At 59.0% G+C, this 12,420-nt stretch carries 13 protein-coding genes; 5 read left to right on the top strand and 8 right to left on the bottom strand.

Annotation, left to right across the window (positions count from 1 at the left end; genetic code table 11):
* Positions 1–9 precede the first annotated feature (9 nt).
* The 8 genes from rsmG to rpmH form a co-directional block, all read right to left on the bottom strand.
* Positions 10–654: a 16S rRNA (guanine(527)-N(7))-methyltransferase RsmG gene (gene rsmG / locus EDD75_RS07145; protein ID WP_245963096.1), complete on the bottom strand. Its 645-nt coding sequence runs from the start codon at positions 652–654 to the stop codon at positions 10–12.
* Positions 655–729: 75 nt separating this feature from the next.
* Positions 730–2,610, bottom strand: a complete 1,881-nt coding sequence (gene mnmG / locus EDD75_RS07140) for a tRNA uridine-5-carboxymethylaminomethyl(34) synthesis enzyme MnmG (RefSeq protein ID WP_281277482.1) — start codon at positions 2,608–2,610, stop codon at positions 730–732.
* 1 nt (position 2,611) lies between these two features.
* Entirely contained in the window at positions 2,612–3,997 is a 1,386-nt protein-coding gene (mnmE, locus tag EDD75_RS07135; protein ID WP_123930112.1) for a tRNA uridine-5-carboxymethylaminomethyl(34) synthesis GTPase MnmE, read from the bottom strand.
* Positions 3,998–4,011: 14 nt separating this feature from the next.
* The gene (gene jag, locus EDD75_RS07130; RefSeq protein ID WP_123930109.1) at positions 4,012–4,632 is read right to left on the bottom strand and encodes an RNA-binding cell elongation regulator Jag/EloR; all 621 of its coding nucleotides are present in this window, start codon (positions 4,630–4,632) and stop codon (positions 4,012–4,014) included.
* Positions 4,616–5,317, bottom strand: a complete 702-nt coding sequence (locus EDD75_RS07125) for a YidC/Oxa1 family membrane protein insertase (protein WP_123930106.1) — start codon at positions 5,315–5,317, stop codon at positions 4,616–4,618. The genes jag and EDD75_RS07125 overlap by 17 nt, the downstream gene beginning before the upstream one ends.
* A 4-nt stretch (positions 5,318–5,321) precedes the next feature.
* On the bottom strand, positions 5,322–5,546 hold the full coding sequence (yidD, locus tag EDD75_RS07120; protein WP_123930460.1) for a membrane protein insertion efficiency factor YidD: 225 nt from the start codon (positions 5,544–5,546) through the stop codon (positions 5,322–5,324).
* A 6-nt stretch (positions 5,547–5,552) separates the two neighbouring features.
* Entirely contained in the window at positions 5,553–5,900 is a 348-nt protein-coding gene (rnpA, locus tag EDD75_RS07115; protein ID WP_211328123.1) for a ribonuclease P protein component, read from the bottom strand.
* A 20-nt stretch (positions 5,901–5,920) separates the two neighbouring features.
* The gene (gene rpmH / locus EDD75_RS07110; RefSeq protein ID WP_123930099.1) at positions 5,921–6,055 is read right to left on the bottom strand and encodes a 50S ribosomal protein L34; all 135 of its coding nucleotides are present in this window, start codon (positions 6,053–6,055) and stop codon (positions 5,921–5,923) included.
* Positions 6,056–6,334: 279 nt separating this feature from the next.
* Between rpmH and dnaA the strand changes: the two genes are divergently transcribed.
* From dnaA to gyrB, 5 genes are all read left to right on the top strand, one after another.
* A complete protein-coding gene (gene dnaA, locus EDD75_RS07105) occupies positions 6,335–7,666 on the top strand; it encodes a chromosomal replication initiator protein DnaA (RefSeq protein ID WP_123930096.1) in 1,332 nt (443 codons plus the stop codon).
* Between the two features lie 170 nt (positions 7,667–7,836).
* On the top strand, positions 7,837–8,937 hold the full coding sequence (gene dnaN / locus EDD75_RS07100; RefSeq protein ID WP_170157752.1) for a DNA polymerase III subunit beta: 1,101 nt from the start codon (positions 7,837–7,839) through the stop codon (positions 8,935–8,937).
* A gap of 22 nt (positions 8,938–8,959) precedes the next feature.
* The gene (gene recF / locus EDD75_RS07095; RefSeq protein ID WP_170157751.1) at positions 8,960–10,054 is read left to right on the top strand and encodes a DNA replication/repair protein RecF; all 1,095 of its coding nucleotides are present in this window, start codon (positions 8,960–8,962) and stop codon (positions 10,052–10,054) included.
* 48 nt (positions 10,055–10,102) lie between these two features.
* Entirely contained in the window at positions 10,103–10,354 is a 252-nt protein-coding gene (remB, locus tag EDD75_RS07090) for an extracellular matrix regulator RemB (protein WP_123930086.1), read from the top strand.
* Between the two features lie 103 nt (positions 10,355–10,457).
* Positions 10,458–12,368, top strand: coding sequence for a DNA topoisomerase (ATP-hydrolyzing) subunit B (gyrB, locus tag EDD75_RS07085; RefSeq protein ID WP_211328122.1), 1,911 nt, complete (start codon positions 10,458–10,460; stop codon positions 12,366–12,368).
* Positions 12,369–12,420 lie beyond the last annotated feature (52 nt).

The raw sequence follows: 12,420 nt of genomic DNA, 5'->3' as shown, positions 1-12,420 counted from the left end.
TGCCGCTAGTCAAAGCGGCCGCTTCCGCGCTACTCCCGCCCGCCGCGGAAATTGCGCCGGTGTAGCCCTTTCCTTCCGGATAAATACCAGCACCCGCTTCTCGCCTCCTCTAGGGAGACTGTACGTTACCATTTCCTCTACCCGGCCCCCGAGTAATTCCAAGGCCTCCCGCGCCGCCTCTATCTCCGCCGCCGCCCGTGGCCCCTTATACGCTACAAAGCACCCGCCGACAGCCACGAATGGTAGCGCGTACTCTGCGAGCTCCCGCAGCGCCGCCACACCCCGCGCCACTACCCAACCGAACTGTTCCCGGTACCTATCCAGACGCCCGTATTCCTCCGCCCGCCCGCACACCACCGTGGTATTCGTCAAGCCCAAGCGCTTAACTGCTTGTTCAAGAAAGAAGCACTTTTTCCGCACGGCCTCTAAAAGAAAAAAGCGGCAACCAGGCGCCGCCACCGCGAGCGGCACGCCCGGAAACCCCGCCCCGCTGCCCAAATCGAGCAACCGGTCGCCCTCCCCCAAGGAAACCCACCGGAGAAGCGCCAGCGAATCAACGAAATGCTTCACGGCTGCCTCTTCTGGTTCCTTAATCGCCGTAAGATTTAGCCCCGCGGCCGCCTCCTTTACTAAACCAAAAAATTCCGCAAGCAAACCCTCTGCTCCTGGCTCTAGTTCAACTCCCAGTTCCGTTAAGCCGCTCCGTAGTACCGCCGTAAATGTCACTGCTTATCCCGATTCCTTGAGGCGTTTTAGATAAATTAAAAGGGCCGCGATATCGCTACTGGAAACCCCGCTGATCCGCGCCGCCTGCCCGACAGAGAGCGGCCTTATGGCTTTCAGTTTCTCCTTGGCCTCGTTCGAAAGCCCGCCTACCCGGTCGTAATCTATATCGGCCGGGATTCTTTTTTCCTCCATCTTCCGGAAACGCGCCACCTCCGCCACCTGCTGGCGGATATACCCTTCATATTTGATCTGGTTCTCCGCCTCTGCCGCCACGTCGGGCGCCGCCCCCTCGCCGAGCACCCCCGCCGCCACCAGGTCCCGGTAACAAACGTCAGGCCGGCGGAGCAGTTCCGCCGCCCGGTAACTCCTCCCGGGCATCCCGCCCCCCTTTCCGGCAAGCAGCCTGGCGACAACCTCGCGCGGTACTACAACCTCTCGCAGCCTGGCAACCTCGCGTTCGATCGCTTCCCGGCGCCGCATGTAGCGGTCGTACCGCTCCTCGCTCACCAGCCCGACCCGCCGCCCTTTTTCGGTAAGGCGCAGGTCCGCATTGTCCTGACGTAGTAAGAGCCGGTACTCAGCCCGCGCCGTCAGTAACCGGTATGGCTCCTCCGTCCCTTTCGTCACCAAGTCGTCGATTAAAACCCCGATGTAACCTTCGTCCCGCCCAATTACCAGGGGCTCTTCCTCGCGCAGGAAAAGCACCGCGTTAATCCCGGCAACGAGTCCCTGGGCCGCCGCCTCCTCGTAGCCGGATGTCCCGTTAATCTGGCCCGCCAAGAAAAGCCCCGGGATATTTTTCACCATAAGGGTCGGGTAGAGCTGTCGCGGCTCCACGTAATCGTACTCGATGGCGTAGCCGATCCGCGTGATCACGGCGTTCTCCAGGCCCGGTACACTCCGCACCATGGCTATCTGCACGTCCTCCGGCAGACTTGTGCTCAGCCCCTGGATATACATCTCGCCCGAGTCCCATCCCTCCGGCTCGATAAAGACCTGGTGCCGCTCCCGCTCGAACTGGACCACTTTCGTCTCGATAGAGGGGCAGTAGCGCGGCCCCCGGCCCTTGATCACCCCCGAGAAAAGAGGCGCCCGGTGCAGGTTCTCCCGGATGATCCGGTGCGTCTCCGGCGTTGTATAGGTTAGCCAGCAGGGCTCCTGTTCCCTCGCCCGCCGTTCTCCCAGGAAAGAGAAGGTCTGGTCCTTGATGTCATCACCGTACTGCGGCGTCATTTTGCTAAAATCAATGCTCCGGCGCGCTACGCGCGGCGACGTTCCCGTTTTAAAGCGCCCCAGCTTAAGCCCAAGTTCTTTCAAACTCTCCGCAAGACCGACCGCCGGAAGTTGCCCGTTCGGCGCGCCGGCGTAAGCCGCATCGCCAACCACGATCCGCGACCGCAGGTAGGTCCCCGTGGTAACAACCAGCGCCCGGCACCCGAAAAACGCGCCCGTCTCGGTAAGTACGCCCCGTACCCTGCCGCCTGCCAACACGATCCGCTCCACACGAGCCTGGCGTAACAAAAGGAGCGTTTCCCGTTCGATCACTCGCAGCATCTCCCGGCGGTATATCTCCTTGTCGGTCTGTGCCCGGAGCGCCCTGACCGCAGGTCCCTTACCCGTATTTAACATCCTTATCTGGATGGCCGCCCGGTCCGTATTAAGGGCCATTTCCCCGCCCAGAGCATCGATCTCCCGCACCAGGTGGCCCTTCGCCGGCCCGCCTACCGCCGGGTTGCACGGCATTTGGGCCACTAGGTCCCGGTTGAGCGTCAGAAGCACGGTCCGCGCTCCCATGCGCGCCGCCGCCAGCGCCGCCTCACAACCCGCATGTCCGGCACCGACTACTACCACATCATATTCGCCCGCCGCATACACCCCGGACACCTCACTTCCCCACGCAGAAATCCCGAAAGATGCGCTCGACAACATCCTCGGTCACCGTTTCGCCCGTGATCTCGCCCAGCGCATCTACCGCCCTGCGCAAATCGAGACTCACCACGTCCTCCGGCAGACCCCCCGCAACCCCGTCCCGTGCCGCCCGTAGCGCCGCTACGAACCGCCGGAGCGCCTCTTTGTGCCGCGCCCGGCTAACTACCACCTCGTCCGGCCGTAGTACCCGTCCGCCGAATACCTTCCCCGCAATCGCGTCCCCCAGCTCTGTCAGCCCTTCACCGGTCACCGCCGAAACATACACCACCGGAACTTCCCCCGCCAGCGCCTCTATTTCCGCCCGGGTTATCGTCTCTCTGCCTGCCACATCGACCTTGTTCACCGCGACCACCCGTTCCTGCCCGTCGCACGCCGCAAAAACCGCCACATCCTCAGCGGTGATTCCGGTCACGGCGTCTAAGACCACAATGACCAACTGTGCAGCTCCCAGTGCTTCCCTGGCGCGTTCCACACCGATCTTTTCTACTTCCTCAACCGCGTCGCGGATACCGGCCGTATCGAGTACCCGCAGGGGGATACCCTTAACGTTGACAACCTCCTCAATGATATCGCGCGTCGTCCCTGGCACCGCGCTGACAATCGCCCTTTCGCGGCCCGCCAGCGCGTTGAGCAGCGAAGACTTCCCAACATTCGCCTTTCCCGCAAGCACCGTTACCACACCATCCCGGTAAACGGCACCCGCCGCAGCGTTTTCTATCATTACCTCTCCCTGTTTCAGAAGTCTTTCCACCCTCCGGGCGATCTCCGCCGGCTCCGGCCCGGGAACGTCATCCGGAAAGTCGATCCCCGCTTCGACAGCGGCCAGCAACTCCAGTGCCTCCTGCCGTAGCTTTCGCACCGCTGCGGTGAGCCGCCCCCCTAACTGTCCCTGGGCGACCCGAAGCCCTTCCGCCGTCGCGGCGCGGATCACGTCTAGCACCGCCTCCGCCTGACACAGATCGATGCGCCCCCCTAAGAAAGCCCGCTGCGTGAATTCCCCCGGCTCCGCCAGCCGCGCTCCCGCACGCAGGATCACCTCAAGCACCTGTTGCACCGCTACGAAGCCACCGTGGCAGTTAAACTCCACCACGTCCTCGGTTGTGTAGCTATATGGCGCCCGCATAAAAGAAAGAAGGACCTCGTCGATCACCACCCCAGTCTGCGGATCAACCACGTGTCCGTATACCAGGCGATACGCCGGTCCTTCTGCCCACTTGCGGTTTTTTTTCGGCCGGAAGACCTTGCTCGCAATCGTTACCGCGTCCGGGCCACTTACCTTTACAATGCCAACGCCTCCCTCCCCGAGAGGCGTCGCAATCGCCGCAATTGTATCTCCCTGCATCTATAAACCACCAGCTATTTCCGCGGCGAGATTACAATCTTCCGAAAAGGTTCCTCCCCTTCACTGAACGTATAAATATCCTCGCGTTCTCTGAGCGTCATATGAATGATCCGCCGCTCATGCGGGCTCATCGGTTCCAGGACGATGCTCCGCCCCCGCCGCTTCACCTTGTCGGCGAGCTTCAACGCCAGCGCTCGCAGTGTTTCGTCCCGCTTCTTTCTATAGCCGCCCACGTCGATAAAAACGCGTTTCTTCTCCTCCTCGCCCCGGTTCACCGCCAGGGCGACCAAGTACTGCAGCGCGTTTAGCGTCTCACCCCGTCGCCCGATTAGTGCGCCTAGCTTTTCACCGTTGATCTCTATATAGATCGCTTCCGCGTCCTCCCTCACGCTAACTTGCCCGCTCAGACCCATCGCGCCAAGGATGCTCTGCACTAACGACGCCGCCCTGCTGCCGAGCCCTTCCTGCACCACAACCCGCACTACCGCCGGCTTTGCGCCTATGAAACCGAGAACGCCCCGCGTTGGCTCGCTTAAAACCTCTACCGTTACCTCATCCGGCCTCGCCCCAAGCTCGTTTAACGCCTGCGCAACGGCCTCCTCGACTGTCTTCCCGCTTTTAACGACTTCCCTCACCCTCGACAGCCTCCTTTTCCCGCGCGAAGAGTCGCCGGTTCATCATGTACTGCTGGATTATCGTGAGGATGTTATAGACAACCCAGTAAAGCCCCAGGCCCGCCGGGAGGGTAGTGGTGATCCACATGATAAAGAGAGGCATCGTCAGCGTCATTACCCGTTGCATCTCTTGCTGCCCGCCGCCCTGCGGCGTGATCTTCATCTGCCAGTAGGTAGTCGCCCCCGCCAGAAGCGGCAAAATGATGTCGGTGGGGCTGGTGATTCCCTTATGGCCCAGGTTACTGATCCATAAAAAGTGAAGGTTCTCTACGCCTGGCCGGCTAAAAAGATTCAAAAGGGAGCGGTATAGCGCGATCAATATCGGTAGCTGGATGAGAAGCGGCAAGCAACCCGACATCGGGTTAATGCCGTGCTCCTGGTAGAGTTCCATTACCTTCTGCTGCAACTTCTGCGGGTCTTTCCGGTATTTTTCCTGGATCTCCTTCAGCCTCGGTTGGAGGCGCTGCATCGCCAGCATCGAGTGCATTTGTTTGTAGTTAAGCGGGTAGAGTACAACCTTTACCAGTATGGTCAGCAGGATAATCGCCAGGCCGTAGTTGGGAATCCCTAAAGCGCCCGTTACCCCGTAAAGCCAGTTCAGCAAGAGCGTCATGCCGTCCACGAGTCCCGCAAAGAAACCGTGCAAAGTTTTACCTCCTCAAATCACGCGGCACGGGATCGTAACCGCCCCGCCCGAAAGGATGACAACGTAAGAGGCGCTTAAGCGCCATTAGCCCGCCGCGCAGCACGCCGTACCGCTCTATCGCTTCCACCGCGTAACACGAGCACGTGGGGTAAAAACGGCACCGGGGCGGCACTAGGGGTGATAGTGCAACCTGGTAACTCCGGATCAGAAGGATCACAAGCCGTTTCATAGCCACCTAGGTTAGCCTCCTCAGTGCCTCCCTCACTTGCCGGGCGATATCCTGGTATCCTTCTCCCGCCGCGGTCTCTCTGGCTAACAATACGTAGTCGTAACCCGTCTCGAACCAATCTGGGTTGCACCGAAAGGCCTCTCGCAGGAGCCGCCGGATCCTATTTCGCCGCACGGCTTTTCCCACCTTCCGGCTAACCGCCACACCAACCCGGGGTCCGATCCCACCGTTCGCCGCGCGGTACACCACCACTGCTCCCGCCGTGGCTCGCTTCCCTTTCCGGAAAACACGCGCAAACTCCTGCTCACTCAGCCGCGTTAAGTTCCACGCGCCCCTTCTTCCCCGCGCCGCCAATATCAAAAGCGCCGCCCCACTTACGCTGTCAGCCTCTTTCTACCCTTAAGGCGGCGCCTCTTGATAACGTTGCGACCGCTCCGGCTCCGCATCCTCTTGAGGAAGCCGTGCTCCCGCTTCCGCCTTCTCACCTTCGGCTGGTAAGTCCGCTTCACTTCTTTTCACCTCCAGACTAACTCAAAATTACCGGTCCCCTAAAAGTACAGCAAAATTATACCCTACCACTTCTGAGCGGTCAAGCGAAAGGCCCGCGCCTCCTATCTCCCAAGCCTGCTGCCGAAATCGGTTGTTGATAATCTACCCCTCCTTTGATAGGATAAAACTAAAATGCGCGGCAATGGCACCGCTGCCTGCGTTTTCCTTTATCCACAGGTTGTGTATAACCTTGTGGACGCATCTGTTGGCAAGTGAAAACTTTTTCCGGAGGGAGAGGCGTGCTTAATCCCGAAATTAAACAAGCGTGGGGCCAAATTATGCTTAACCTTGAAAAGGTAGTTGCCAAACACTCTTTTGAGCACTGGCTCAAACCCCTTGAACCCGTTTCTTTTAGCGATAACACTCTATACGTAGCCGCTCCAAACACTTTCTCCCGTGACTGGCTCACCCAGCGCTACGCTCCCCTCCTGAAAGAGGCGTTAAGCAGCGCCCTCGGCAAGGAGCTTGTTGTCCGCTTCATTTTGCCGGACGAGATCGACGCCTACATGGCAGCGCGCCCGCGCCCTGAACTCTCCTATTCCGGGACCTACCTTAATCCCAAGTACACTTTCGATAACTTCGTCGTGGGCAACTCTAACCGTTTCGCCCATGCAGCCGCTCTTGCCGTCGCTGAGGCGCCTGCCCGCGCCTACAACCCCCTGTTCATATACGGCGGGGTGGGTTTGGGTAAAACACACCTGATGCACGCCATTGGCCACCACATCACCGCCAAAGGACCGCACCTCCGGGTCTTTTATGTCACTACGGAGAAGTTTACTAACGAGCTGATTGACGCCCTGCGCCTCAACGAAACCATCAAGTTTCGGGAAAAATACCGCAACGTTGACGTCCTACTTATTGACGACATCCAGTTCCTCGCCGGAAAAGAACGCACTCAGGAGGAATTTTTCCACACTTTCAACACCCTATATGAATCTTCGCGCCAGATTGTCATTTCCAGCGACCGGCCGCCGAAGGAGATTCCCACCCTTGAGGACCGCCTCCGCTCGCGTTTCGAGTGGGGTCTTATCTCCGACATTCAACCTCCGGACCTAGAAACACGTGTCGCTATCCTTCGTAAAAAGGCACAGCTTGAAAACATCGACGTGCCCGACGAGACACTCCTCTACATCGCCGACAAGATTCAGTCGAACATTCGGGAGCTCGAAGGCGCGTTTACCCGTATTGTTGCTTACGCCGCCCTCACCACCAGCCCGATAACGCCGGAAACGGCGGCCACAGCACTAAAGGACGTTTTTAAACTTTCCCAGCCACGCCCGATAACCGCCGAACTTATTCAGGAAGTGGTCGCGAAGTATTACAACCTCCGTCCCGAAGACCTCAAAACGAAAAAACGCAACCGGGCGGTTGCCTACCCGCGGCAGATAGCTATGTATCTCTGTCGCGAGCTTACCGAGCTCTCACTGCCCAAAATCGGCGAGTGCTTCGGTGGCCGTGACCATACCACGGTTCTCCACGCTTACGAAAAAATCACCACCGAGCTTCAGGCGGACCTGGCACTCCAGCGCATCATAACCGACCTTACCAATCAGATCAAGAACCTCACCTGAGAGTCATCCACAAGGATAGACTCCTTCGCCCGGCGCACCGGAGGTGGTATCAACATATCAACAGTCGCTATTATGTATGACTATTAAGTATTAAAAACTAACAAGCTTCATGAGGAGCAACTTGAAAAGAGCTACCACGCCGAATCACCGCAAGCCAGGGGGTGCAACCTTTGCATTTTAGGATAACTAAAGAAAATTTTCTCACCGCCATCAACACAGCCATCCGCGCGGTCCCCTCACGCAGCCCGCTCCCCGTAACTACGGCCCTTCTTCTTCGGGCCGTAAATGGTCAGGTAGAGATAACCGGCAGCGATCTCGAACTCATGATCCGCTGCTCTACTCCCGCCCGGGAGGTATACCGTGAAGGCGAAGCGGTTATTCCTGCCCGCCAGTTAGCAGAGATTGTGCGGCGGATCACCGACACCGAAATGGAGCTCGAAGCCGCGGGCCCGAACGCCATCCTTACTTATGAGGGCGGCGAGGTGCAGCTGGCAGCGTTTTTACCAGATGAATTCCCCCTTTTAGGTAGTGAAGCGACCGCTGAGGAAGTACTGGAGCTCGGGACAGATTTCCGCGACGCACTACGGGCCGTTCTTTACGCGGCCGGGAAGGACGAGCTCCGCCCGATCTTCACGGGTGTTCAGGTGCAGATTGTTGATGGGACGCTCACCCTTGCGGCAACAGACGGACACCGGCTGGCGGTTTACGAGATGACGGCCGCGAAGTCGCAGAACGCAGTGGCGAGCGTGATTCCAGCTAAGGCGTTGCGTGAGGTTGAGCGCGTGCTCAGTCAGACGGGGGGAGGGCTCACCGTCTCTATAGGTGCGAACCAAGCCTGCTTTAGAGTGGACTCGATTGAAGTAGTAACCCGGCTAATTGAAGGGCGCTTTCCTGAATGGCGTGGCGCTGTGCCGCAAGGACCGCCCATCACGGTAGTAAAAGGGTCATTGTCGCAGCTGGTGAGTGCGCTCGAAAGGGCGCAAGTGCTGGCTGCGGGAGAGACGCCCACAGTCATTATCAAAGTTACTGGGGGAACGGTAACCGTCGAAGCGCAGTCGGAGTACGGGGGAATGAGGGAAACGCTTCCGCTTGAGGCAACCGGGGATGACCTGGAAATTGCCTTCAATGCGGGCTATCTGCTCGAAGCCCTCCGTGCCACTACAGGGAGCGCAGTTGAGATTGCCTTTAGCGGCAAGATCGGCCCGGCGCTGGTCCGGGTGTCTGAGGCGCCGGGCTACCTGGGTCTTGTCCTACCGCTCCGGTTGGTCTAAAATCTACACGGGCGAATGGTGCGTGCGGGTTAAAGAGATCCGACTTGTAAACTTTCGGAATTACGCCGCGGCGGGCCTGGAAGCAGGACCCGGGAGAAATATCATTTACGGCGATAACGGGGCGGGTAAGACGAATCTCCTTGAAGCGCTGCACTTTTGCCTGAGCGGCAGCTCCTGCCGTACGCTGCGGGAGGAGGAGGCAATCGGCCCGGCGGGGGATAGGGCACTGCTCCACGCGGTGCTCACAGTTAGAGAGCTCGACGTGGAGACCGGCGTAGAAATTACCGCGGCAGGGAAACGGTTAACCCTAAACGGCAGGGAGACCGCGCGCGAGGCTTTCCCCGGTAGAGGGGGTATAGTACTCTTCACCCCCGAGGATCTACTCGTGGTGACGGGTTCTCCTGCGGAGCGGCGTCGCTTTTTCGACCGGCTTTTTAGCACCCTTATTCCCGGTTACCGCGGTGCTTTGCGTGCTTACCAACGGGCTCTTGAACAGCGCAACACGCTTCTCAGGACTTGCCGGGGCGCGGTAGAACCCCCGACTGATCTCGCAGTTTGGACGGAGGCCCTGGCGGCTGCGGCGAGTAGCCTCTATCATCTTCGCCTGAAAGGCTTAGCCTTACTGACGCCGGGAGCCGCCAAAGTTTTTCGGCCTTTGACGGGCAAAAGGTTAGCTATTCGGTATGCTAGCACGGTGCCCCTCAGAGAGGACGAAGCGGCGACCAAAGAGCAAGTTCTATCAGCACTAGCGGCCCTGCGCACGGACGAGTTAAGACACGGGCAGACGCTCGTGGGACCGGCCCGCGATGACTTCATCCTCCTGGTCGAGGGTAAACAGCTGCGGAGTCATGGTTCCCGTGGGGAACAGCGCGCGGCCGTTCTCGCGCTCAAGATAGCGGAAGCGGAGCTACTCGAAAAGCAACGGGGCGAGGGTGTGATCTACCTTCTCGATGATGTTTTCTCTGAGCTTGACGGCAAGCGACGGCTCGCACTCCTCGCGGCGACCGAAGGGCGCCAGACGTTTATCACCACCACCTGCAAGCCGGCGCTCAAAGAGGCGGCCTTCTTCCGGGTGGAGAACGGCACCATCACCGCGGAGGGCGACGCCGGCGTTTAAAGAACCGCTGCGGCGGTTATAAAGTAACCAGGGGAGGAGTTTTTAAAGATGCTACTACACATCGGCAACGACACCGTGATTCCGAAAAACGACCTGGTGGCAGTCTTGGCCTACGATACCGCTGCTTCTTCAGCTACCCGGAGCTTTCTGCGGTCTATGCGCAGCGACGGAAGGCTTATTGTCTTGACCGAGCAGGGAAAGGAACGCTCGATAGTGATCACCACGGAGCGCATCTACGTTACCGGAATTTCCTGCCAGGCGTTAAAGCGGCGTGCCGAAAGCGTCCTGCCCGAGGACTAAGCAAGGGCGCTCGGCCCACAGAGCTGCTTTGGGCTTCGCTCCCCGTGCTATAATGTAGGGGATAAATACCCCGGCGAAACGTATCTTCCAGAAAGGAGACAGGATGTTGTCTCAAGAGAGGGAACAACTCGCTTACAGCGCGGCACAGATACAGGTTCTGGAGGGTCTCGAGGCCGTCCGGCGGCGTCCGGGTATGTACATCGGCAGCACGGGGCCCCGCGGGCTGCACCACCTCGTCTATGAGGTGGTCGATAACAGTATAGATGAGGCATTAGCTGGTTTCTGCACCGAGATAAGGGTAACGATCACGGCCGAGAACACGATCATTGTCAGCGACAACGGCCGGGGGATACCAGTCGACATCCACCCCCAGGTCGGCCGCCCGGCGGTAGAGGTTGTTCTGACAATGCTTCACGCCGGCGGTAAGTTTGGCGGGGGCGGCTACAAGGTTTCGGGTGGCCTCCACGGCGTAGGTGTCTCTGTGGTCAACGCGCTTTCCGATTGGCTTGAAGTGCGCGTGCACCGGGAAGGAAAGGTATGGTACCAGCGCTTTGAACGGGGCGTTCCCGTCACCGAGTTGACGGTAACCGGGACCACGGATACCACCGGAACCACCATCCACTTTAAACCTGATCCCTCCATTTTTGAGGAAACAGTCTTCAGTCAGGAGACTCTTGCCCAGCGTTTGCGGGAGCTTTCTTTTCTCACGCCCGAGGTGCGCATAATCCTGCGGGACGAGCGCGACGGTTCAGAGCAGGAGTTTTTTCACCACGGCGGGATTAGAGACTTCGTTCGGTATCTTAACCGCAGCCGGGAAGTCATCAACCCGGAGCCGATCTATGTTGGCCGGCAGCAGACCGGGGTATGGGTAGAGGCGGCCCTGCAGTACCACGACGGATACCACGAAAATATCTTCTCCTACGCAAACACCATTAGGACGGTGGACGGGGGCACGCACGAGGCCGGCTTCAAGGCGGCCCTCACCAGGGTAGTGAACGACTACGCACGTAAGTTCGGACTGCTGAAAAACGGCCAGACCCTGGCCGGCGAAGATATCCGCGAGGGTCTTACCGCCGTGATCAGCGTAAAGGTGCCCGAACCGGAGTTCGAAGGACAGACGAAGACCAAACTTGGTAACACCGAGGTCCGGAGCATTACCGACGCCGTGGTTGCCGAGGGGCTCAGCACTTTTTTCGAGGAAAACCCCGCTCTTGCCCGGCGCCTTATCGAGAAGGCGCTTGCCGCAGCACGGGCCCGCGAGGCGGCGCGGAAGGCGAGGGAACTCACCCGGCGCAAAAGCCTGCTGGAAAATACCACGCTGCCCGGGAAGCTCGCTGACTGCTCAGAGCGCGACCCGGCAGCCGCTGAGCTTTACATCGTGGAGGGCGACTCGGCAGGCGGCTCCGCTAAACAGGGCCGCGATAGGCGCTTTCAGGCTATTCTGCCCCTTCGCGGCAAGATTATCAACGTGGAAAAAGCACGTTTTGATAAGATCCTCGGGAACGAAGAGATCAGGGCCCTGATTACCGCCATCGGCACCGGCATCGGCGACGACTTCGATATTGCGAAGGCACGCTACCATAAGCTTATCATCATGACCGATGCCGATGTTGACGGGTCACATATCCGTACGCTGCTCCTAACCTTCTTTTACCGGTATATGCGCCCGCTGATCGAGGCCGGTTACGTTTATATTGCGCAGCCCCCGCTTTACCGTTTACGCAAGGGGAAGGAGGTCCTTTACGCTTATAATGATGCCGAGCTCGAACGTCTGATAGAAAAGATGGGTCGGACCGGGGTTGCCATTCAGCGCTATAAGGGCCTCGGTGAGATGAATCCGGAGCAACTCTGGGAGACAACGATGAACCCTGAGCACCGGGTCATTCTACAGGTAAGCCTCGAGGACGCCGTCCTGGCTGACCAACTCTTCAGCACCCTGATGGGGGACGAGGTGGAGCCGCGGCGGGAATTCATCCAGCGGTACGCCCGTTACGTCCGTAACCTGGATGTGTAACTACCGTTCATACTGTTCTAACGCGTAATAACCACAGTCAGAACTGAAAGGA

Origin of the sequence: Thermodesulfitimonas autotrophica (assembly GCF_003815015.1) — a bacterium.
Classification (GTDB): domain Bacteria; phylum Bacillota; class Desulfotomaculia; order Desulfotomaculales; family Ammonificaceae; genus Thermodesulfitimonas; species Thermodesulfitimonas autotrophica.
This window is presented reverse-complemented; position numbering and strand designations above follow the sequence as displayed.

Excerpts from the sequence above, each read along its gene's own strand:
- mnmE (WP_123930112.1), bottom strand. The coding sequence starts at position 3,997 with ATGCAGGGAGATACAATTGCGGCGATTGCGACGCCTCTCGGGGAGGGA.
- yidD (WP_123930460.1), bottom strand. The coding sequence starts at position 5,546 with ATGAAACGGCTTGTGATCCTTCTGATCCGGAGTTACCAGGTTGCACTA.
- remB (WP_123930086.1), top strand. The coding sequence starts at position 10,103 with ATGCTACTACACATCGGCAACGACACCGTGATTCCGAAAAACGACCTG.
- gyrB (WP_211328122.1), top strand. The coding sequence starts at position 10,458 with ATGTTGTCTCAAGAGAGGGAACAACTCGCTTACAGCGCGGCACAGATA.